At 66.9% G+C, this 22,210-nt stretch carries 15 protein-coding genes; 10 read left to right on the top strand and 5 right to left on the bottom strand.

The features are described 5' to 3' along the window. The first annotated feature begins 14 nt into the window (after positions 1-14). Together ATE62_RS03885 and ATE62_RS03880 are read left to right on the top strand one after the other, a co-directional pair. A complete protein-coding gene (locus ATE62_RS03885; RefSeq protein ID WP_058807034.1) occupies positions 15-2,294 on the top strand; it encodes an FdhF/YdeP family oxidoreductase in 2,280 nt (759 codons plus the stop codon). Next, entirely contained in the window at positions 2,281-2,931 is a 651-nt protein-coding gene (locus ATE62_RS03880; protein ID WP_058807035.1) for a DUF1345 domain-containing protein, read from the top strand. Before ATE62_RS03885 ends, ATE62_RS03880 begins: the two co-directional genes overlap by 14 nt. Here the strand turns inward: ATE62_RS03880 and mobA are convergent. From mobA to manD, 5 genes are read right to left on the bottom strand one after another with little or no spacing between them, the layout of a single operon-like run. Further along, entirely contained in the window at positions 2,926-3,450 is a 525-nt protein-coding gene (gene mobA / locus ATE62_RS03875; protein ID WP_058807036.1) for a molybdenum cofactor guanylyltransferase, read from the bottom strand. The genes ATE62_RS03880 and mobA overlap by 6 nt on opposite strands. Next, positions 3,447-4,247, bottom strand: coding sequence for a formate dehydrogenase accessory sulfurtransferase FdhD (fdhD, locus tag ATE62_RS03870; RefSeq protein WP_231736067.1), 801 nt, complete (start codon positions 4,245-4,247; stop codon positions 3,447-3,449). The genes mobA and fdhD overlap by 4 nt, the downstream gene beginning before the upstream one ends. A gap of 43 nt (positions 4,248-4,290) precedes the next feature. Continuing rightward, positions 4,291-5,019 (bottom strand): FadR/GntR family transcriptional regulator, encoded by a 729-nt coding sequence (locus tag ATE62_RS03865; RefSeq protein WP_058807038.1) that lies wholly within the window; start codon positions 5,017-5,019, stop codon positions 4,291-4,293. A 33-nt stretch (positions 5,020-5,052) separates the two neighbouring features. Continuing rightward, entirely contained in the window at positions 5,053-5,946 is an 894-nt protein-coding gene (locus ATE62_RS03860) for a DUF4861 family protein (protein ID WP_058807063.1), read from the bottom strand. Beyond that, positions 5,946-7,157 (bottom strand): D-mannonate dehydratase ManD, encoded by a 1,212-nt coding sequence (gene manD / locus ATE62_RS03855; protein WP_058807039.1) that lies wholly within the window; start codon positions 7,155-7,157, stop codon positions 5,946-5,948. Before manD ends, ATE62_RS03860 begins: the two co-directional genes overlap by 1 nt. Positions 7,158-7,275: 118 nt before the next feature. Here manD and ATE62_RS03850 point away from each other — a divergent pair, with 118 nt between their 5' ends. The 8 genes from ATE62_RS03850 to ATE62_RS03815 all read left to right on the top strand — a co-directional run bounded on the left by ATE62_RS03850 (position 7,276) and on the right by ATE62_RS03815 (position 22,167). Next, the gene (locus tag ATE62_RS03850) at positions 7,276-9,744 is read left to right on the top strand and encodes a glycoside hydrolase family 3 protein (protein ID WP_231736065.1); all 2,469 of its coding nucleotides are present in this window, start codon (positions 7,276-7,278) and stop codon (positions 9,742-9,744) included. Further along, entirely contained in the window at positions 9,735-10,889 is a 1,155-nt protein-coding gene (locus ATE62_RS03845) for a glycoside hydrolase family 88/105 protein (protein ID WP_058807040.1), read from the top strand. The genes ATE62_RS03850 and ATE62_RS03845 overlap by 10 nt, the downstream gene beginning before the upstream one ends. 614 nt (positions 10,890-11,503) lie before the next feature. Further along, positions 11,504-14,401: a TonB-dependent receptor gene (locus tag ATE62_RS03840; protein ID WP_058818427.1), complete on the top strand. Its 2,898-nt coding sequence runs from the start codon at positions 11,504-11,506 to the stop codon at positions 14,399-14,401. A gap of 104 nt (positions 14,402-14,505) precedes the next feature. After that, entirely contained in the window at positions 14,506-15,654 is a 1,149-nt protein-coding gene (locus ATE62_RS03835; protein ID WP_197411610.1) for an alginate lyase family protein, read from the top strand. An 8-nt stretch (positions 15,655-15,662) separates the two neighbouring features. Beyond that, entirely contained in the window at positions 15,663-16,862 is a 1,200-nt protein-coding gene (locus tag ATE62_RS03830) for an alginate lyase family protein (RefSeq protein ID WP_058807042.1), read from the top strand. Between the two features lie 169 nt (positions 16,863-17,031). Then, positions 17,032-19,638, top strand: coding sequence for a TonB-dependent receptor (locus ATE62_RS03825; protein WP_058807043.1), 2,607 nt, complete (start codon positions 17,032-17,034; stop codon positions 19,636-19,638). A gap of 76 nt (positions 19,639-19,714) precedes the next feature. Continuing rightward, positions 19,715-21,385, top strand: a complete 1,671-nt coding sequence (locus ATE62_RS03820) for a hypothetical protein (RefSeq protein ID WP_058818426.1) — start codon at positions 19,715-19,717, stop codon at positions 21,383-21,385. After that, positions 21,382-22,167 carry a 2-keto-4-pentenoate hydratase gene (locus tag ATE62_RS03815; RefSeq protein WP_331458540.1) on the top strand — a complete coding sequence of 262 codons (786 nt, stop codon included), beginning with the start codon at positions 21,382-21,384 and terminating at the stop codon, positions 22,165-22,167. The genes ATE62_RS03820 and ATE62_RS03815 overlap by 4 nt, the downstream gene beginning before the upstream one ends. The last annotated feature ends 43 nt before the right edge of the window (positions 22,168-22,210 follow it).

Below are 22,210 nucleotides of genomic sequence, written 5' to 3'. Positions count from 1 at the left end.
ACGGACGAGAGACGATGGCGGTTAAGTCCCCCAGATACCGCACCTACAATCACCCGGCGGGCGGCTGGGGCGCTGCGGCGGCGACCGCGAAAGTGCTGATGGAGCAGAGCGTGGTCGGCAAGGGATCGCGCGCGCTCTTGTCGATGAACCAGCCCGGCGGCTTCAAATGCCCGAGCTGTGCCTTTCCCGACGCAACTTGCACCAAGAAGCTGGAATTCTGCGAGAATGGCGCGAAGGCGCTGGCGCATGAGGCGACGAAGTTTCGCGTGACGCGCGAGTTTTTCGCGGCGCACAGCGTCACCGAGCTGATGAAGCAGTCGGACTATTGGCTCGAGATGCAGGGGCGGCTGACCGAGCCGATGCGCTACGACGCGGCGAGCGATCATTATGTGCCGGTGCGCTGGGACGACGCCTTCGCGCTGATCGGCCGGCACTTGCGCGCGCTCGAAGATCCGAACCAGGCCGAATTCTACACCTCGGGCCGCACCGCGAACGAGACCGCCTTCCTCTATTCGATCTTCGTGCGCGAATATGGCACGAACAATTTCCCCGATTGTTCGAACATGTGCCACGAACCGACGAGCCGTGGGCTGCCGCATTCGATCGGCATCGGCAAGGGCACGGTGATCCTCGACGATTTCGAGCATGCCGAGGCGATCTTCCTGATCGGCCACAACGCCGGAACGAACGCGCCGCGGATGATGACCCCGCTGGTCGAGGCGCGCAAACGCGGGGTGCCGATCGTCGCGGTCAACCCGATGCCCGAACGCGCGCTGATCCAGTTCACCGAGCCGCAGGACATTGTCCAGATGGCGACCTTCGGGTCGACGGCGATCACCAGCGAATTCGTGCATATCAAGGTCGGCGGCGACTTGGCGCTGCTCAAGGGCATGATGAAAGTGCTGTTCGAGCGCGAGGCGGCGGGGGAAGCGGTGCTCGACCACAACTTCATCGCGGAACACACCGATGGGTTCGCCGCGCTCAAGGCCGATATCGAGGCACAGGCCTGGCCCGATCTCGCCGCTGCGGCGGGAATCGACGAAGCGCAAATCCGGCGCTGCGCCGAAATCTATATAGCGTCGAAGGCGACGATCATCTGCTACGGCATGGGCATCACCCAGCACCAGCAAGGGTCGCAGCTGGTCCAGCAGATCGCTAACCTGCTGCTCCTCAAGGGCAATTTCGGCAAACCAGGCGCGGGCATCTCGCCGATCCGCGGCCATTCGAACGTCCAGGGCGACCGCACCGTCGGCATCGACGAGAAACCGGGGCAGGCCTATCTCGACAGGGTACGCCAGGTCTTCGGCTTCGAACCGCCGCGCGATCATGGTCATCATACGGTCGAATCGGTCGAGGCGATGCTCGCGGGGACGGCGAAGGTTTTCATCGGCCTCGGCGGCAATTTTGTGCGTGCGGTCCCCGATACCGAGCGGTCCTATGCTGCGATGCGAAAGCTCGACCTGACCGTCGGCATCGCGACCAAGCTCAACCGCGGGCATCTGGTGCACGGCAGGGAGGCGCTGATCCTGCCCGTCGTCGCGCGCTCCGAGCGGATCGAGACCGCGAAGGGCGAGCAGTTCGTGACGATCGAGGATTCGATGTCCAACGTCACCGCCTCGCGCGGCGTGCTCGACCCGGCGAGCGAAAATCTGCGGCCCGAGACTGAGATCGTGTGCCGCATGGCGATGGCGACGCTGCCCGCGAGCAAGGTCGACTGGGCGAGCTATATCGAGGATTACGGCCTGATCCGCGCCAAGATCGCCGCGGTCTATCCGGCGCTCTACGAAGGCTTCGCCGAGCGGATCGCGGCGCCGCATGGCTTTCATCTCGACATCCCGCCGCGGCGGCGCGTGTGGGCGACGCCGAACGGCAAGGCCAATTTCCTCATCCTGCCGGGGCTCGCGGTGAACGCGCCGGTCGACGATCCGGCGATGCTGCGGCTCGCGACGGTGCGCTCGCACGACCAGTTCAACACGACGATCTACAGCTACAACGACCGCTATCGCGGCGTGTACGGCGACCGGATGATATTGTTCATGAACGCTGAAGACATCGCCGACCGCGGGCTGTCGGCGGGGGCGAAGGTGGCGCTCGAAACGATCGGCGGCGATGGTATAGCGCGGCGCGTCGAGGGCCTGACGATCATCGACTATCCGATGTCGCGCGGGTCGGTCGCGGGCTATTATCCCGAGCTCAACCCGCTGCTGCCGCTGGCCTTCTACGACAAGATCAGCGGCTGTCCGGCGGCCAAGTCGATCCCGGTGCGCGTCGTGGCGAGCGATGGCGCGGCCTGAGGCCTTCGCGCCCGGCCGGCATATCGCGCCGGTGCGCTTCCTGATCTTTGCCGCGGTGCTGATCGTCGCGACCGGCGCGGCGAGCGCGTGGGGCTATGATCCGCGCACGGCGTTGCTGCTCGGGTTCGACATCGCCGCCATCGTATTTCTCGCCGCCGTGGTGCCGCTGCTGTCGTCGGATGCCGACGCCATGCGGCGGCGCGCGGAAGAAAATGATGCCAACCGTGCCGGGCTGCTCGCGATTTCGGCGCTGCTGTCGCTGGTGATCCTGTTCACCGTCGGCGCGCTGATCGCCGATCCGGGCAGCCTCGGGCGGAAGGATGTGATCCTGATCGTCGCGACGCTCGCGCTCGCCTGGCTGTTCGCGAACATGATGTTTACCCTTCACTATGCGCATCTTTTCTATCTGCAGGTGAAGGGGCGCGACCAGGGCGGGCTCGATGTGCCGGGTACAAACGAACCCGATTATTGGGACTTCCTCTACTTCGCCTTCACGCTCGGCATGACTTTCCAGACGTCGGACGTCAGCGTCACGGGCGCACATATGCGGCGCGTCGTGCTCGGCCATTGCCTGGCGGCGTTCGTCTTCAATATGGGAATCCTGGCGTTCACCGTGAACGCGCTCGGCGGGCTATAGGTCGGCCAGCCGATCGAGGTCGGCGACGCTGTTGACGTTCGGCGGCGCGAAGTCGCAGGCGATCGCACGCGCACCGATGCGGTAGCCGAAGCGGCGCACCGAGCGGTCGTCGCTGGTCGTGAATTGCGCCTCGATTTCGGGGCGCAGCGACACCGGCCAGAGGCCGATCACCGGCTGGCTTGCGAGATAGGCGGGGCCGGGTTCGAGTAGCGCGCGGAGATCGTCGGGGAGGCGAACGCAGTCGACCGAGATGCAGAGCAATTGGTCGAAGCCTTCGCCTTCCGCATAGCGCAGCGCGCCCGCGATGCCGCCCATCGGGCCGAGGTCGGGCGCGGGCCAGTCCGAAATCAGCGGCTGGCGGGGCATGGCGCGTCCGGCGACCATCACCGTATCGACATGCGGTTCGAGCGCCCGGATCGCGTGATCGAGCAGGCTCTGGCCTTCGAGGAGCGCTTCGGCCTTGTCCGATCCGAAGCGCGACGAGCGGCCGCCGGCAAGCACCGCGCCGAGCGTCTTCATGCGATCATCCCGTGCGGGTCGCTGACCACCAGCGCCGAGTCGGGGCGCGCAAGGCTGACGAGGGCCAGCCCGGCGGCGGCGGCCCGCTCGGCGGCGAGGCTGGTCGGGGCCGAGATGGTGACGAGCATCGGGCATCCCGCGCGCACGGTCTTTTCGACCAGCTCGTAGCTGCACCGCGCCGAGAGCAGGATGAAGCCTACAGCGGGGTCGATACCCGCCCGCGCCAGCGCGCCGATGAGCTTGTCGAGCGCATTGTGGCGCCCCACATCCTCGCGCGCGAGGCGGATCGACCCGTCGGGGTCGCAGAAGGCGGCGGCGTGCGCCGCGCCGGTGGCGAGCCCGAGCGGTTGATGCCCCTCCAGCCCCGCCAGCGCCGCGGCAATCGCGGCGCGCGTCGTCGCAATCTGCGCGGTCACAGGGGGCAGGGGGCGCAGCACTTCCTCGATATTCTCGATCCCGCAGAGGCCGCAGCTGCTTTCGCTCACGCGCTTGCGCGCGCGTTCGAGCGCCCGCTCGCTATGCTCGGGGGGCAGCCAGATGCGGAGTGCGAGGCCGCCTTCGAGCGGGTGGATATCGATACTGCGGATTTGCGCGGGGCTCTCGACCAGCGCCTCGCCGAGCGCGAAGCCGGTGGCGTAATCCTCGAGGTCGGCGGGGGTCGCCATCATCACGGCATAGCCGATGCCGTTCACCTCGACCGACACCGGCGCCTCGACCGCAACGTCGCGGACGAGCGCGTCGTCGGCAGTGCCGGCGAAACCGATGCGGCGCATCGACAGGGGGACGCTGGTCGTCATCCAGTCCGACATAGGCGCCTCACGGTGCGGCGCAAGCTGGGCGTCAGTCGTCGACGCTCTCGGGCGGCAGGCCCTGCTGCATCGCGCGGTAGCGGGCGATCGACTTGTCCATATGCGCGCGCGCGGCGTCGCGCGCGGCGGCGGGGTCGCCCTTCTCGATCGCGTCGTAGATCGCGCGGTGATCGCGGTTGATGGTGCGCGCATATTGCCGGTGCCGCGGCTTGTCGCTGCCCTGCAGATAGAGTTTGCGCGAAGGCACGAGGCGCACGCCGAGGAACTGGGTGAAACGCAGGAAATAGCTGTTCGCGGTCGCCGCGGCGATCGCCGCGTGGAAGGCGGCGTCTGCGTTGACCGAGGCGTCGACGTCGGTGCTGTCCTCCATCGCGTCGAGCGCGGCGCGGATCGCCGCGAGGTCGGCGTCGGTGCGGCGACGCGCGGCGAGATCGGCCATCTCGGCTTCGAACCCCATGCGCATTTCGAGCAGTTTCAGCACATCCTCGATCTCTCCGACCTCGTCGGCGGCGATCTGGAAGGCGCGATATTGCGCGCCGTCGGGGACATAGGCGCCCGAGCCGCGGCGCGAAACGAGCAGGCCGCGCGCCGACAGCCGCGAATAGGCCTCGCGCACCACGGTGCGGCTGACCCCGAAGCTTTCGGTGATTTCCTTTTCGGTCGGGAAGCGCGAACCGGCGGGCATGTCGCCCGTCTCGATCTGCTCCTCGAAGCGCTGGACAAGATCGTCGGCCAGCGAAGCCGCCTTGGTTACCCTCATGCCGATAGCGTTATCATCGCGGAGAAGGGCTGGCTAGGGGCGGAAGTCGGGGCGTTGTGCGGCGACGTGCGCGGTCCAGCTGTCGCGGGTGGCGAAGTCGCCGCCGCGGTCCCACGCCGCGCCGCTGTAATAGACGAAGGGCTTGCCCGGGTCGACGCGGACGAGGATCAGATAATTGTCGGCGTCCTCGGCAAAGCCCGCGAAGGAGGCGGGGTCGACCATGACGGCTGCGGCCATATGGCCTTTGTCGCCGTCGGCGGGGCCCCACCAGCTCATGCGGGCGCCGGCTTCGTCCTTGGCGATTTCGCCGAGCTTGGCGCCATTGATCGGGCGTTTGGAGATGCCGATGCCGACGATGAGTTCTTCGGCGCTGCTCGACGCGATCGTGGAGGCGAGGCGCGTGAAGTTGGTGCCTGCGGGCAGGGTGAAGCGCCGTGTTTCACGCACCGTGCGCAGCGTGTCGACCGGCCAGGGTTCGTAATCGACGGAGAAGTCGGCGATATCGGGACCGGCGTTCAGGATTTGCGGGCGGACATAGTTGCGCGAGGTCCAGAGCTTGTTGTCGTACCAGATGCCGAGCCCGCCGGTACCGCGCCCGGTGCCGACATTGTAGAAGTCGATGCCCTCGCCATGATCGGCGTGCTGGTCGCCGGTGCGCAGCTGGCGGTCCATGAAGGGCCAGCGCACCGCTTTGCCCCAGGCGTCGATACCTGAGGAGGAGGGCGGCTCGGCTTTTTCAAGCGCGCGCGCATAGATGCGGAAGGCGATGCGGTCGTTCTCCCAGAGGAGGTCGCCGTAGCGATAGTCGGCGATCGCCACGGCGGCGCGCGCCTTCTGCTCCTCGGCGGTCGCGGGGCGCAATGGAGTCTTTTCCTGTGCAGCGGCGGCGCTCCCGAGCAGGAGCAGGCCGAGCAGCGTGGCGCGCATCACCAGCTCCACATCGTCCCGTCCTCGAGCCGATTCACCGGCAGATAGGCGCGGGCATAGGGGAAGGTTTCGGCGAGGCTTTCGTCGATGTCGATGCCGAGTCCGGGCGCGTCGCCCGGGTGGAGCATTCCGTTGGCGAAGCTGTAGGCGTGGGGGAAGACTGCGTCGGTCTCCGCCGTGTGGCGCATATATTCCTGGATGCCGAAATTGGGGATGCTGATGCCGAGGTGGAGCGCGGCGGCCATCGTCACCGGCGACAGATCGGTGGCGCCGTGGCAGCCGGTGCGCACCTGGTGCAGCTCGGCGAGCGACGCGATCTGGCGCATATGGGTGATGCCGCCGGCGTGGAGCACGGTCGCGCGGATATAGTCGATCAGGCGGTTCTCGATGAGCGCCTTGCAGTCCCAGACGCTGTTGAAGATTTCGCCGACCGCGAGCGGCGCGGTGGTGTGCTGGCGGATCAGGCGGAAGGCGTCCTGATCCTCGGCGGGGGTCGCATCCTCGATCCAGAAGGGGCGGTAGGGTTCGAGGTCCTTGCCCAGCCGGCCGGCCTCGATCGGGGTCAGCCGGTGGTGGACGTCGTGGAGCAGGTGGACGTCCCAGCCGAGCGCCTCGCGCGCGGCGGCGAAGAGTTCGGGCACGATGCGCAGATATTTCTCGGTCGACCAGCGATTCTCGCTCGGCAGCGCAGCGTCGGCGGGTTCATAGAAATAGCGGTCGCCCGACACGCCATAGGTCGAGGGCAGGCCGGGCACGCCGCATTGCAGGCGGATCGCCTTGTAACCCTGGCGCTGATAATCGAGCGCGGCCTCGATCGTGTCGGCGATCGTCTCGCCATTGGCGTGGCCATAGACCATGCAGCCGTCGCGCGCCGCGCCCCCGAGCAACTGGTAGACGGGGAGCCCCGCAACCTTGCCCTTGATGTCCCACAGCGCCATGTCGACCGCGGCGATCGCGGTCATCGTCACCGGCCCGCGCCGCCAATAGGCGCCCTTGTAGAGATAGTTCCAGATGTCGTTGATCGCGTGCGCGTCGCGCCCGATCAGGCAGGGGACGACATGTTCGGAAAGATAGGCCGCGACCGCCAGCTCGCGCCCGTTGAGCGTCGCGTCGCCGACCCCGGTGGTGCCGTCGTCGCACTCGATCTTGAGCGTCACGAAATTGCGCCCCGGGCTGGTAACGATCACCCGCGCTGACACGATCTTCGGCATTCCATCCCCTCTTTGGCGTAGTTGTCTGACAACCTTATTGACACGCTCGCCGGAAAAGGAAAGATATTGTCACCGGTGTCAAGGTCAAAAAGTACGACAAATTTTGAGGGAGAGGGATGTGGGTCGAGCCGTGAGGCTGGCGATGGCGGGCGCGTTGATCCTCGCCGGCTGTGGCGCGATGACGGGTGCGCAGGCATCGGGCGTCGCCGATCCGGCGCGCTGGCCCACGCGTCCGGCGGCTGCGCCCGAGGCCGCGATCGAGGCGCGGATCGATACGATTCTGGCCGCCATGTCGATCGAGCAGAAGGTCGGGCAGGTGATCCAGGGCGACATCGGCAGCACGACCCCCCAGGATGTCGCGGCCTATCATCTGGGCTCGATCCTCAACGGCGGCAGCTCGTCGCCCGGCGGCGACGAATTCGGGCCGGCGTCGAACTGGGTCGCCGCGGCCGATGCCTATTATGACGCGTCGATGCGCCGGAACGGCGAGCTGCCGCGCATCCCGGTGATGTGGGGCGCCGACGCGGTGCACGGCCACAACAATATCGTCGGCGCGACCTTGTTCCCGCACAATATCGGGCTCGGCGCGGCGCGCAATCCCGCGCTGATGGAGAAGATCGGGCAGGTGACCGCGATCGAGATGCGCGTCACCGGGCTCGACTGGACCTTCGCTCCGACGATCGCGGTCGCGCGCGACGATCGCTGGGGACGGACGTATGAGAGCTTTGCCGAGGACCCCGCGATCGTCCGCGACTACGCCACCGCCTTCGTCCACGGGCTGCAGGGGCGGCGCGGCGATGCCGATTGGCTGAAGGGGCCGCATATCGTCGCGACCGCCAAGCATTTCATCGCCGACGGCGGCACCGCGGGCGGGCGCGACCGCGGCGATGCGCAGGTGGGCGAATCCGAACTGATCCGCCTGCACGCACCCGCCTATGTCGCCGCGCTCGACGCCGATGTGCAGAGCGTGATGGCGAGCTTCTCGGGCTGGAACGGCGCCAAGATGCACGGCAATGCCAGCCTGCTGACCGATGTGCTCAAGCGCCGCTGGGCTTTCGACGGGCTGGTCGTCGGCGACTGGGATGGGCATGCGAAAGTGCCGGGCTGTACCCCGACCGACTGCCCCGCGTCGCTCGCCGCCGGGCTTGACCTCTATATGGCGCCCGCGAGCTGGAAGGGGCTTTATGCGTCGACTTTGGCCGCCGCCAAGTCGGGCGCGCTGCCGATGACGCGGCTCGACGATGCGGTGCGGCGCATCCTGCGCGTCAAGCTGCGCGCGGGGCTGTTCGAGGCGGGGCGGCCGTCTTCGCGCGCTTTTGCCGGGCGCTACGAATTGCTGGGCTCCGCCGAGCATCGCGCGGTGGCGCGGCAAGCGGTGCAGGAGTCGCTGGTGCTGCTCAAGAATGACGGCGTGCTGCCGCTGAAGGCCGGCGCGCATATCCTCGTCGCGGGCGACGGCGCCCACGATGTCGCCAAACAATCGGGCGGCTGGACGCTGAGCTGGCAGGGGACGGGCACCAAGCCCGAGCATTTCCCCGGTGCGACCTCAATCTTCGCAGGCGTGCGCGCGGCGGTAGCGGCAGGGGGCGGCACCGCGACGCTGGCGATCGACGGGCGCTATGCCGTCAAGCCCGACGCCGCGATCGTCGTGTTCGGCGAAGACCCCTATGCCGAATTCCAGGGCGACCGCGCCGACCTCTATTTCGACGATACGCGCGGCAATCTGGCGATCCTGCAGCGGCTGCGCGCCGCGGGCGTGCCCGTGGTCGCGGTCTTCCTGTCGGGGCGGCCTTTGTGGGTGAACCGCCATATCGATGCCGCCGACGCCTTTGTCGCCGCCTGGCTGCCGGGGTCCGAGGGCGGCGGCGTTGCCGATGTCCTCTTCGGCAAGGCCGACTTCAAGGGGCGGCTGCCCTTTTCATGGCCCGCCGATGCCAAGGGGGCGCCGCTCAATGTCGGCGATAGCGATTACCGGCCGCTCTATCGCTTCGGCTACGGGCTGACGCTCGCCGACCGCAGCGTGACTGCGCCGCTATCCGAAGACCCGGGCATCGCGGTCGAGCAGGCGCTGACCGGCACCTTGTTCGCGCGTGGACGACCGACGGGCACGCGCCGTCTGCTGATCGACGCCGCCAACGACAGCCCGCAGGCGATCGACGGCGCCGCCGACAATGGCGCGGTCGCGGTGCGCCCGGTCGACCGCGACGCGCAGGAGGATGCGCGCGAAATCATCTGGTCGGGACGCGCGCGCGGCACGCTGATCATCGCCAATGCGCGCGCCGCCGACCTGTCGCGGGCGGGGCCGCTGGCGATCGCCTTCGACCTTCGCGTCGACGAAGCGCCCAAGGGCCCGGCGATGCTCGAACTGCGCTGCGGCCCGGGCTGCAGCGCGCGGCTCGACATCGCGCCGCGGCTTGCTGCGCTGGCGGGACAGGGGTGGCAAAGCCTGACCGTCCCGCTCGCCTGCCTGCCCGGCGCGCGCCTCGACCAGGTCACCGCGCCCGCCGTTCTCTCGACAAGCGGCGCGATGCGCCTCACCCTTTCCTCCGTCGCCCTTTTGCCCGCAAAGGAAGTGCCATGTCCCTGACCCTGCTTGCCCCGCTGATGCTCGCCTCGACGCCCGCCGTCGTGGCGGAGGCCGAACCGCAGATGCCGCGCGCCTCGGCAATCCTCGCCGACACGCGCCGCGTCGCCGACTGGCAGCTTGCCAATCGGACGAATTGGGCGACGATGCCCGCGGCGCGCAAGAGCGTGCAGAACCCGCGCGACTGGCAGCAGGCGACCTTCTGGGTCGCGCTGACCGAGCTTGCGAAGCGCGACAAGGCCTATGCGAAGCCCTTGCTCGACCTCGGCCGCGAGCAGGGATGGAAGCTCGGCGACAAACCTTTCCACGCCGACGATCAACTGATCGCGCAGGCGTGGATCTGGGCATCGAAGAACGGCGGGGGCAAGGCGGCGATCGCGCCAGCGCGCGCCTATTTCGACCATGTGCTCGCCAATCGCCCGACGATCGGGCTGGAGTTCGTTCCACATGCGCCGGGCAAGGGAACGTCGGACTGTACCGATCGCTGGTGCTGGTGCGATGCGATCTTCATGGCGCCGCCGACCCTGCTCCAGATGAGCAAGGTGACGGGCGACAAGCGTTATGCCGATTTCGCGCATGAAGAGTTCAAGGCGACCACCGATTATCTCTACGATCCGACGGAAAAGCTCTATTTCCGCGACAGCCGCTTCTTCGACATGCGCGATGCCAAGGGGCGGAAACTCTTCTGGAGCCGCGGCAACGGCTGGGTGATGGGCGGGCTGGTGCGCATGCTCCAGACGATGGACCGCAAGGACCCCAAGCGGGCCTATTATGAAGGGCTGTTCAAGGAGATGGCGGCGAAGCTGCTGACGCTGCAGAAGCCCGACGGCTATTGGTCGCCCTCGCTGCTCGACACCGACCCGGGCACGCCGCCCGAGACGAGCGGGACCGCCTTTTTCACTTACGCCTTCGCCTGGGGCGTCGATACCGGGCTGCTCGACCGCGCCGCCTATGAGCCCGCGGCGATCCGCGGCTGGAACGCGGTGGTGCGCGGGGTGCAGAGCGACGGCATGCTAGGCTGGGTGCAGCAGGTCGGCGACCGGCCCGACAGCGTGTCGGCGACGGAGACGCAATTCTACGGCAGCGGGGCGTATGTCCTGGCGGGAAGCGCGATGTATGATCTGGCGCGGAAGCGCGGGCGGTATTGAGGGTGGTTTCGGGGGTGGGGCGCGGCCTTTGCCTTGTTCCAAAGTTCAGGAAAGTTCAGCCCAGTGCGCCTCCCGAATAGAGACCTCGGAGACCGCTGTATGCGCCGAGCGGAAGAGTCGAGATCGACGCTGGCATAGCCGGATTTATTAGGAAAGGCTTTTTTTGAGGGCGGTGGTTTTGGGGTGGTTTCCAGACCTGTCTCTGCTTCCGTTCGTGTCGAGCGAAGTCGAGACACGTAAAGGCGCGCGCGCACTCGGCGTGTCTCGACTTCGCTCGACACGAACGGAATCTATAGGTCGGCTTGACCGCTAACGCTCGAAACCAGCTGCACTTTGCCTGGCAAATTAATGCGCGCAGAGGCGCAGAGGCCGCAGAGAGGAAAGGCGCAATCTCTCTGCGGCCTCTGCGCCTCTGCGCGAATCTGAAAATAGCCTGCGGCAGCTCCCGCCCGTTTCCCGACATTCCCCCTCCTCAGCGATAACACGCCCCACCCTCAACATCCCCGTTGACTCCAAGTTGTCCGACAACTATCAAGTTGTCATACATTTGAGTTTGACACCGGTATCAACCGGGTCGCGCCGTCTGCCCGGCGGCACCACAAGGGGAGAGGAATATGAGGTCATCGTCGCTTTCGGTCGCGCGCGGCGCGCTCTTGGCATCGGCTGCTCTGTTCGCCGCGGTGCCGGCATCGGCGCAGGAGGCGCCGGCTGCCGATGAAGCCGAAAGCCAGCCCGCCGATCCGGTCGCCGCGGCCGCGGCCGCGACCGACGACGACGCGATCATCGTCACCGGCGCGCGCGCGACGCAGCGCAGCTCGATCGAGTTCAAGCGCGCCGCCGACGTCGTCGTCGACGGGTTGGTCAGCGACGAGATCGGCGCCACCCCCGACAATTCGATCGGCGACACGCTCGAGCGTATCGTCGGTGTCTCGGCCGACCGCTTCAAGGGCAATGCCAACGAGCTGTCGGTCCGCGGGCTCGGCCCGACGCTCAGCTTCTCGACCTTCAACGGGCGCGAGGTGTCGACCGCGGGGCCCGATCGCTCGGTCGCCTTCCAGCAATTCCCTTCGGAGCTCGTCAACGGCGTGCTCGTCTACAAGACCCAGCGCGCCGACTTCCTCGAAGGTGGGGTCGGCGGGGTGATCGAGCTTCGCTCGATGCGCCCACTCGACTATGGCAAGCGCCGCATCCAGTTCGAAGTGCGCGGCGATTTCCAGCCGCAGGACAATGACGTCTATCAGCACGACGGGCTCGGATATCGCGCGAACTTTTCCTACACCGACCAGTTCGAGACCGGGCTCGGCGATATTGGCGTGTCGATCGGCTATCAGCGGCAGGACACCACCGCGCCCGAGGATTATTATAACGCCAACGCGACCTTCCAGCTGTGCAACACCGCGGCGACCAATGGTCTGACCAACACGGTGAATTGCACCTTCGCCGCCGCGCCGCGCAACGCGAACGAGATGATCGTCGATCCCTATTTCGCGAACAGCTCGCGCAGCTTCCGCACCCAGACGACCTCCGAGGTGCGCGACGGGCTGATCGGCGCGATCCAGTGGCGCCCGTCACCCGATTTCGAGATCGCGATCGACGGTCAATATTCGAAGCGCGCGAGCCTCGAAGACCGCAACGTGCTCCAGATCACCGAGGGGCTGCGCGGGGTCCAGCCCTTGCTTATCGGCAACGGCAGCAACGGCTATTCGGCCAATGCGCTGATGAGCTATCGCGGCAATTCGAACCTCGAGAACCAACTCGAAACGCGCCAGCGCAACGAGGAATATATCGGCGGCGGGGTCAGCCTGATCTGGACCCCCGACCGCTGGAACATCGCCTTCGACGGCTCCTATTCGAACAGCCACCGCACCGAGACGCAGAAGCAGACGCGCATGCGCTCGACGCGGCGCGTCGGCTATACTTTGACCTATGTCGAGGACGACGTCGTACCGGTGGTCGAATTCGACAATTTCGACATCACCGACCATGGGCTGTTCCTCGCCAACGCCGCGAACGCGGTCTATGCGCGCAACCGCTTCGTCACCGATCGTCAGGATCGCATCTGGGCGGCGCGGCTCGACGCCGAGCGCGAGTTCGACGGCTTCATCACCAGCGTGAAGATCGGCGGGCGGGTGTCGGACCACCACCGCACCAACGACAATGCGCGCAACAGCGACCTCAACACGCTGGTCGCGATCAACGGGGTGACCCCGGCGCAGCTGATCGGGCAGGCGAACCAGAATTGCCGCGTGCCCTTCACCACCACCAGCTACATGCAGGGGATGGGGACGAACGTCACGCGCTGGGCGACGTTCGACAACGACTGCCTGTTCCGCACCTTCACCGGCAGCGACGATGCGCTGCCCTATCCCGCCGACGGCCGCGACCCGAGCGACATTGACGTCACCGAGCGGATTTACGCGGCTTATGCGATGGCCAATTTCGAAACCGACATGGGCAGCGTGCCGGTCAGCGGCAATGTCGGGCTGCGCTGGGTCAAGACCGACATCAGCTCGACCGGTTTCCGCCAGGCCTATCGCCTGACCATCGACACGGTCGGCGACGATTACTCGATCGCGGTCGACCCGACGCAGCCGCTGTCGACCAACACCGCCAAGGGCAGCTATAATTATTTCCTGCCGAGCGCGAATATCGCCTTCGACCTGTCGCAGCAGGTCAAGCTGCGCCTCGCCGCCTATCGCGCGATCGCGCGCTCGGGGATCGAGAGCTTCGGCGCGGGGATCAGCCTGACCCCGACGGTCGATGCGATCGGCGTCGACAATATCATCTTCAACGCGACGACGGGCAACCCGAACCTCAAGCCGCTGCGCGCATGGAATATCGATGCGAGCCTCGAGCTCTATGCGTCGAAGGACACGCTGGTTTCGGTCGCGGGCTATTATAAATGGGCGAAGGGGACCGTGATCGGCCGCTCCGAACCGATCCCGACCGACATCACGGTGACGACGATCCGCGACGGCGGCGCGCCGATGACCGAGACCTTCACGATCAACCCCGTGGCGCCGTCGAACGACCTCGAGACGCGCGACCTTTACGGCGTCGAGGCGACCGCGAGCCATGCCTTCACCTGGCTACCCGACCCGCTCGACGGTTTCGGGGTGCAGGGATCGGTCAACCGCGCCTTCGCCAATTTCGAATATCCCGACACCTCGCCCGTCGCCGCCTATGTCGATCCGGCCAATCTGATCGGGCTGTCGAAATGGACCGCGAGCGGGTCGGTCTGGTTCGAGAAATGGGGGCTCTCGCTGCGCGCGAACCTCCGTTACCGCTCGGGCTATTACAAGCCCAACGGCGGCACCAACCGCGAGATCCGCGGCGGCACCTATCTCAACCTGTCGGCGCAATACGACCTGACCAAGAACGTCCAGCTGAAGCTGCAGGCGCTCAACGTCACCGGCACCCCCGACATCATGTATAAGGGCAGCTACGACAGCATCGCCGAGGTGTCGCGTGGCGGCACGCAATATTTCTTCGGGTTCCGGGTCCGCCTGTGATCCGAAAGCGCTTCCGGCCGGGCCAGCACATCCTCCCGCTGGTCCTGGTCGCCGCCGCCGCCGCGATGCCATCCGCGGCGGCGGCTTTTTCTCCGGAGAGCGGCGTGGCCGTCTGCCGGGGCGAAGAGGGTTATGCCGCGGCGTTCGAGGGGCGGCGGGTCTTCGGGCTGCATCCCGACGAGCTCACCGCGATCAAGGCGAGCCTGGCGAGCGATACCGTGGTCGCAGCCGCCTATCGCGAGCTGATTGCGCGCGCCGATCAGGCGCTGGCGGCGAAACCCGCGTCGGTGATGGACAAGCGCAGCATTCCGGTCTCGGGCGACCGCCACGACTATGTCAGCCTCGCGCGCTATTGGTGGCCCGACCCCGCCAATCCCAAGGGCCCCTATGTGCGCCGCGACGGCGATACCAATCCCGATGTCGAGTCGAACCGCTTCGACCGCGTGGCGCTGAGCCGCATGGCGCGCGAGGCCGATGCGCTGGCGCTCGCTTATTATTACAGCGGCGAGGCGAAATATGCCGAAGGCGCGGCACGCGTGGTGCGGACCTGGTTCCTCGACCCCGCGACCGCGATGAACCCTGGGCTCGACTATGCACAGGCGGTGCCGGGCATTTCGAACGGTCGCCCCGAGGGCGTGCTCGACGGCGCCGCCTTCATCGGGGTGATCGACGCGGTCGGGCTGATCGCGCCCTCGGGGGCGCTGACGGCCGAGGAAAATGCGGCGCTCGAAAACTGGTTCGCGCGCCATCTCGACTGGATGCTGAAGAGCGCGAACGGCAAGGCCGAGGGCGCCAAGCGCAACAATCACGGGCTGTGGTACGACGCGCAGGTCGCGCGCTTCGCGCTGTTCGCGCGGCGGCCCGCGGTCGCGCAGCGCATCGTCGCGGCCTTTCCGAAGGCGCGCCTAGCGAAGCAGGTCGATGCGCAGGGCGCGTTGCCCGAGGAGCTGACGCGCACGCGCAGCTTCCATTATTCGCTCTATGCCTTGGACGCAGCCTATGGCGTCGCCGACAGCGCGGCGTGCCTCGGCATCGATCTCTACGATGTAGAGGAAAAGGGGCGCTCGCTGCGCCGGGCGACCGACTATGTCGCCGCCTATCGCGGGCGGAGCGCCGACTGGCCGTATAAGGAGGGGCGCTGGCCCGCCGAGGCGCTCGACGAACTGCTCGTGCGCGCCGATGCGGCTTGGGGGCCGGGCGCCTATCCGCGCAGCGTCGCGGGCGACCTCGCGCTGCGCCATCGGGCGCGCTAGGGCAGGGCATGATCGCGCGCCGTTCCCTGTTGCTCGCAACGCTGTTTGCCTGGCCGACGGCGGCGATGGCGCGCAAGGACGGCTTCGATATTGCGGCGATCGAGCGGGCGCGGGTGGTGCCGCGGGCAATCGCGCTGCTGGGCGAGGAACCGCGCACGATTGCGGCCATTCCAGCGCCGCGCAGCCCGGCGGGACCGCAGGACTATTATTCGGAGGGCGATTATTGGTGGCCCGATCCGGCCAATCCCGGCGGGGCTTACATTCGCCGCGACGGGCGGTCGAACCCCGACAAATTCGACGGGCATCGCGACGCGCTGATCGCGTTCGGGCGGACGGTGCCGATGCTCGCGGCGGCGTGGAAGCTGACGCACGATGATCGCTTCGCCGTCGCGGCGATGCGGCATCTGGCGGCGTGGTTCGTCGATCCCGCGACGCGGATGAATCCGAACCTCAACCATGCGCAGGCGATCATCGGGGTGAACCAGGGCCGCGCGATCGGGGTGATCGACACGCTGCAGATCGTCGAGGTCGCGCGCGCCGCGCAATGCTTCGCCGAGACCGGCGCGCCGGGCTATGCCGCGATCCGCGCGGGGGTCGAGGGCTGGTTCGCGGCCTATCTCGACTGGCTGCTGGCCTCGCCGTTCGGGATCGAAGAGCGCGACCAGAAGAATAACCACGGGACGTGCTGGCTGCTTCAGGTCGTGTCTTTCGCCGCGCTGCTCGGCCGCAAGGATGTGCTGGCCGACGCGCTGGCGCGGCTTCAGGCGGTGATCATCCCCAACCAGATCGAGCCCGACGGGCGCCAGCCGCTCGAACTCGCGCGCACCAAGCCCTATGCCTATGCGCTGTTCAACCTCGACGTGCTCGCCGCGACTGCGTGGCTGCTTTGCGAAGGGAAGGGCGATCTGATCGCCTGGGCGACGCCCGACGGTCGTTCGATCGGGCAGGCGGCCGCATGGATGGCGCCCTATATCGATGACAAGGCGCGGTGGCCGCTGCCGCCCGACATCGAATATTGGGACGGCTTTCCGGTGCGCCAGCCGAGCCTGCTCTTCGCCGGCCTCGCGCTGGGCCGCGCCGACTGGCTCGCATTGTGGCGTCGACTCGATGCCGATCCGGCGACGGGCGAGGTCGTGCGCAACTTCCCCGTGCGCCAGCCGATCCTGTGGCTCGCCGACGCGAATAGCGGCCCCTTGTCAGCCCCTTAGCTGGGCGACCCTGATTTCGAGGTTGTCATACAAGTTTTTTCTTGACAGGATGGATGCGAAATTCGATCATGCTGACACCGGTTACCAAGATCGGGACATAAGAAACTGAAAATCAAAAGGCCGCCGCGCGCGTGACGCGATATCGAGCGGCGAGGGTGGGAGAGACGACATGGCTATCGGACCGACGCGCGGCACTTTTTTCCTGGCAAGGCTGGCGGGCGGGGTGTCGCTCGCGGCGCTCGCCATCGCCCCGGCCGTAGCACAGGACACGGCGCCGGCGCCCGAGGAAGAAATCGTCGTCAGTGGCATCCGCGCCTCGCTCGAACAGGCGGCCGAGATCAAGCGCGAGGCCGACCAGGTCGTCGACGTCATCACCGCCGAGGATGTCGGCAAGCTGCCCGACGCCAACGTCGCCGAAGCCTTGCAACGCGTCACCGGCGTCCAGATCACCCGGGTGTTCGGCGAAGGCCAGTCGGTGTCGGTGCGCGGCCTTCAGCAGGTCCGCGTCGAGGTCGACGGGCGGACGCTCCTGGGCTGGTCGGCGCGCCTCTCGCCGCCCGAAAACGACCAGCTCGGCCGCTCGTCGGGGCTCGACTCGGTGCCCTCCAGCCTGTTCGGCCGCCTCGAAGTGCGCAAGTCGCCGCTCGCCAGCAATGCCGAGGGCGGGCTCGGTGGTACGGTCAACCTCGTCACGCCCAAGCCGCTGTCGTTCAAGGAGCCGACGATCTCGGTTCGGGCGCAGGGCGTCTATTCGGAGAATAGCGAGAAGTTCGAACCCGCCATCACGGGCTTCGCGACCACCAAATTCGCCGATGGCCGCATCGGCGTCATGCTCGCCGGCGAATATCAGAAGCGCACCTCGACGACGCAGACCTTCGAGCGCAACAATTTCCTCAACCGCACCTATACCGGCACCGGCGGCGGGGTGTTCCCGACCCCGGTGCTGCTGCAATATGAGCAGTTCACCGTCGACCGCTCGCGGCTCGGGCTCAACGGCGCGATCCAGTTCGAGGTGACCCCCGAGTTCACGATCACCGCCGACGCGCTCTATTCGAAGCTCAAGACCGGGCGGCGCCAGGATTTCTTCGCCTTCCGCCTGCCCACCGGCAGCAATCCGGTGAGCAACCGCGTCGTCGAGGACGGCATGGTCGTCGCGGGCAACGCCAACGGCACCGTCACCACCGCTGGGCAGATCCGCAACGAGCCGACCGAAAGCTTCCTCTATGGCCTCAACGGCAAATATGAGGGCGACAACGGGCTGACGATCGAGGCCGACGGCTATTACAGCAAGGGCACGATCGACCAGACCATCCAGATCATCACGCTGCAGGCGACCGCGCCGGTGCCGGGTGCGTTCGATTTCCGCGGCGGGGGCATCCCGTCGCTGACGCTGGGCGGCACCTTTAACCCGACGAACTACGCGTCGTACAATCCCGCCACGAACGGCGTGCGCAGCAACCGCCTGATCGGGCTGCTCGAGGAATGGACTGGCAAGCTCGACGTCAGCTACGAAACCGCGGGCGGGGTCACCATCTCGGCGGGTGCGCGCTACACCGACCTGCATGCGCGCTCGAACGCCTTCCGCAGCCAAGTCACCCCGACGCGCGCCGAGATCGAGCCGTTCCTCAAGTCGATCGACATGGCGGATTTCCTGCCCGACATCGCGGGCACCTTCCCGCGCAGCTTCCTCAGCACCGCACCGACCTTCGACTATGTCTTCACCCGCGCGCAGGCGGCCGAACCCAACCCGAACGCCAACGGGCTGTCGACCCTGCTCCCCAACCTCCAGCGCGACTATGACTTCAGCGAAAAGACGCTCGCCGCCTATCTGATGGTGGCGGGCGAGGGCGAGATCGCGGGCATTCCGTACAAGGCCAATGCGGGCGTACGCATCGCATCGACGCGGCTGTCGGTCGACAGCTATGTCAATGTCGGCACCGTCAGCACGCTGCGCAACGACCAGAATCGCTACACCAATGTGCTGCCCAGCGCGAACATCGCGTTCAACGTCACCGACGATTTCCTGATCCGCGTGTCGGGGTCGCAGACGATGCAGCGCGCGTCGATCGCCGACCTCGCGCCCTCGACCTTCTTCAACGCGACCAACCTGTCGGTCACCGGCGGTAACGTGAATCTCGAACCGCCGATCTCGACCCAGGCCGACATCAGCTTCGAATATTATACGGGCAAGAGCTCGCTGATCTCGGGCGCGCTCTTTTACAAGGACGTCAAGAATTTCATCGCCAGCTTCGTGACCACCGGGGTCGACACCACGCTCGACCCGCAGGGCCGCGAGCTCGTCTTCTCGCGCCCCGAGAATCTTTCGAGCGCGAAGATCAAGGGCTTCGAGGTCGGCGTGCAGCAATTCTTCGACTTCCTGCCGTCGCCGCTCGACGGTTTCGGGATCATCGCCAACTACACCTATTCGGACTCGGAGGATGCCGCGGGCTTCCCGCTCGTCGCGGTGTCGAAGAACAGCTACAACCTCGTCGGGCTGTACGAGAAGGGGCCCTTCTCGGCGCGCCTTGCGTATAATTATCGCGACGAGGCGGTGTTCGAATTCTCCGAGGGGCGACCGAGCTTCGTCGGCTCGCGCTCGCAGCTCGACGCGCAGGTCGGCTTCGACATCACCGACAATTTTGCGTTGTCGCTGCAGGCGCAGAATCTGATGCCGAAGAAGTCGGCGACGAGCGAATATAGCGTGAACCCGACCGCGCTGAACAGCTATGCCCTGTCCGAGCGCCGCTTCTCGGTCGGGCTGCGCGCGAAGTTCTGAAGACCCCGCGGCACGGCGGCGCCGGTCCACTGGGGCGCGGCCGTGCCGGGGGGACCGGTGTTATGAGGATATGATTTTGAACAAGCTGTTCCGGCGCGCCAGCTGCCTTGCCCTGTCGGCGTCGATGCTGAGCGCGCTGCCCGCCCATGCCGAGCCGCTGCCGAAGATTCTGAGCGACCGCGCGACGATGGCGGCGAACCCGCTGCCCGATTTTTCCTACGCCGGCTATGGCTTCGGGCTCGCGCCGATCCCCGACGATGCGGGCACGGTGGTCGATGTCACGACCTACGGCGCAATCCCCGACGACGGGCTCGACGACAGCCAGGCGGTGCTGCGCGCGCTCGACGCCGCGAACAAGGTCGCGGGCAAGGTCACCTTGCGCTTCCCCAGGGGGCGCACGCAGATCACCGAGATTTTGCGCATCACGCGCAGCGACATCGTCCTCGACGGCGCGGGGGCGGGGCCGGGCGGCAGCGAGCTCTGGTTCCCGCGGCCGCTGAAGATCATCGACAAGACCGCCGATTACGACGAATTGCGCGACTATCTGGTGCGCGAGAAGAAGCAGCAGGTCGAGCCCGAGCATAATATCGACTATCTGTTCACCGAATATAGCTGGGCCGGCGGCATGATCTTCGTCGCGCCCGCGGGCAGCCGCCCGGTGTCCTACGATGGCAGCAAGGACGTCCGCGATCCGGTGCTGGCGAACGGCGCGGTCGGCAAGCAGTTCGCGCGCGAGCTGAGCGTCGACGATGTATCGAAGCTGCGCGTCGGCGACGTCGTCCAGCTGCAGTGGTTCTCGGTCGACGGGGACAAGAGCAAGATCCTGAAATCGCTCTATGGCGACACCGACCTGCCGATCGGCTCGCACCACTGGACCTCGCCCGACCGGCCGGTGGTGGTGCAGGCGACGCGCATCGCGGCGATCAAGGGCAAGAAGGTGACGCTCGGCGACCCGCTGCTCCACGACGTCCGCGCCGATCAGCCCGCGGTGGTCGCGCAGTGGCAGCATCTGACCAATGTCGGAATCCAGAACCTCCGCCTGCAATTTCCCGAGGCGCCGTCCTTCGGCCATCATCTCGAGCAGGGTTACAACGGCATCTATATGACCGGGGTGTTCGACGGCTGGGTCCGCGACCTCGTCATCGACCGCTCGGACAGCGGCATCCTCACCGACAATGCCGCGAGCCTGACGATCGCCAATGTTACGACCACGGGCGACCGCCGCGCCCATTATTCGGTGCATGTCGGCTCGGCGCATAATGTGCTGGTCAAGGACCTCAAGGTCGAGAACCCCGTGATCCATCCGCTCAGCGTCAACACGCGTTCGACGCGCGCGGTGTTCCTGCGCCCCGAGGTGATGAAGGACGCGATCATCGACCAGCATAGCGGGTCGAACCACCAGAATCTGTTCGACCGGATCGTGATGCATATCGCGCCGAAAGAGGCGAAGGGCGGCTGGGGCTACCAGCTGTGGGTCGGCGGCGGCGCGCCATACTGGAAGCCGGGGCACGGGCTGTACAACACGCTGTGGAACGCGCGGCTGGTGATGCCCGATGCGGTGCCCGCCGACGCGAGCGTGACGATTTCGAGCGGGCTCGAAGGGCCGGGCGAGCGGATCGTCGGCCTGCACGCCAATCGCAAGATCGCGGTCGAGTATAACCCTGCGCCCTATATTGAGGCGACCGGGCAGGCGGTGGATGCTGTGCCGTCGCTCTACGACTGGCAGCTGGCGCGCCGCCGCCGATGATCGACATGGGGGCGGCTAGCGAACAGGACAGCATCGCACGAGCCTTCGTCGCGGCGCGGGTGGCGGGCAGCGCGCTCGCCGCCTATCCGGGCGCGATGCCGACGACGCTGGAAGAGGCGTACCGGATCCAGGACGCCGCCATCGCGCGCGACGGGCGGCGCATCGGCGGCTGGAAGGTCGGACGGATCGCACCCGGGCTGGTCGAAGCCTATGGTGACAACCGCATCGCAGGGCCGATCTTCGTCGACGAGATCGCCGGTGATGGCGCGACCATGCCGGTTTTCGTGGGCGGCTTCGCGGCGGCCGAGGCTGAGGTGCTGCTGCGCTTCGGCGAGGTCGGCGATGGCGATTACGATATCGAGACGGTGCGCGGCTGCATCGACGAGGTGCGCACCGGGATCGAGATCGCGAGCTCGCCCTTCGCCGAGATCAACAAGCACGGCCCCGCGGTGACCGCGTCGGACTATGGCAACAACAAGGGGCTGGTGCTCGGTCCGGCGATTCCCGACTGGCGCAGCCGCGACCTGATTGCGATGCCGGTCGAGTTCCGCATCGACGGGGCGGTCGTCGGCGCCGCGACGATGGAGGCGATGCTCGACGGGCCCTTCGGTTCGGCGCTGTTCCTGATCCGTAACCTTCGTGCACGCGGTATCGCGATCGCGCCGGGGACGTGGGTCTCGGCGGGGGCGATCACCGGGGTGCATGACATCGACCCCGGCCAGCGCGCCGAGGCGCTGTTCGACGGGCGGATCGGCGTCGGCTGCACCATCGCCGCGGCCTGACCCCCGCCGACTACCTATTCGTGAAATAGCGGCGGCGCATCGC

Origin of the sequence: Sphingopyxis sp. HIX (assembly GCF_001468285.1) — a bacterium.
Lineage (GTDB): Bacteria > Pseudomonadota > Alphaproteobacteria > Sphingomonadales > Sphingomonadaceae > Sphingopyxis.
The sequence above is the reverse complement of the archived record's forward strand: the minus strand, read 5'-3'. Positions and strand labels throughout refer to the sequence as shown.

Coding starts and splice junctions, on each gene's coding strand:
- mobA (WP_058807036.1), bottom strand. CDS start 3,450: ATGAAGACGCTCGGCGCGGTGCTTGCCGGCGGCCGCTCGTCGCGCTTC.
- ATE62_RS03860 (WP_058807063.1), bottom strand. CDS start 5,946: ATGCGCGCCACGCTGCTCGGCCTGCTCCTGCTCGGGAGCGCCGCCGCT.
- ATE62_RS03845 (WP_058807040.1), top strand. CDS start 9,735: ATGTCCCTGACCCTGCTTGCCCCGCTGATGCTCGCCTCGACGCCCGCC.
- ATE62_RS03885 (WP_058807034.1), top strand. CDS start 15: ATGGCGGTTAAGTCCCCCAGATACCGCACCTACAATCACCCGGCGGGC.
- fdhD (WP_231736067.1), bottom strand. CDS start 4,247: ATGACGACCAGCGTCCCCCTGTCGATGCGCCGCATCGGTTTCGCCGGC.
- ATE62_RS03825 (WP_058807043.1), top strand. CDS start 17,032: ATGGCTATCGGACCGACGCGCGGCACTTTTTTCCTGGCAAGGCTGGCG.
- ATE62_RS03880 (WP_058807035.1), top strand. CDS start 2,281: ATGGCGCGGCCTGAGGCCTTCGCGCCCGGCCGGCATATCGCGCCGGTG.
- ATE62_RS03815 (WP_331458540.1), top strand. CDS start 21,382: ATGATCGACATGGGGGCGGCTAGCGAACAGGACAGCATCGCACGAGCC.
- ATE62_RS03865 (WP_058807038.1), bottom strand. CDS start 5,019: ATGAGGGTAACCAAGGCGGCTTCGCTGGCCGACGATCTTGTCCAGCGC.
- ATE62_RS03830 (WP_058807042.1), top strand. CDS start 15,663: ATGATCGCGCGCCGTTCCCTGTTGCTCGCAACGCTGTTTGCCTGGCCG.
- ATE62_RS03840 (WP_058818427.1), top strand. CDS start 11,504: ATGAGGTCATCGTCGCTTTCGGTCGCGCGCGGCGCGCTCTTGGCATCG.
- manD (WP_058807039.1), bottom strand. CDS start 7,157: ATGCCGAAGATCGTGTCAGCGCGGGTGATCGTTACCAGCCCGGGGCGC.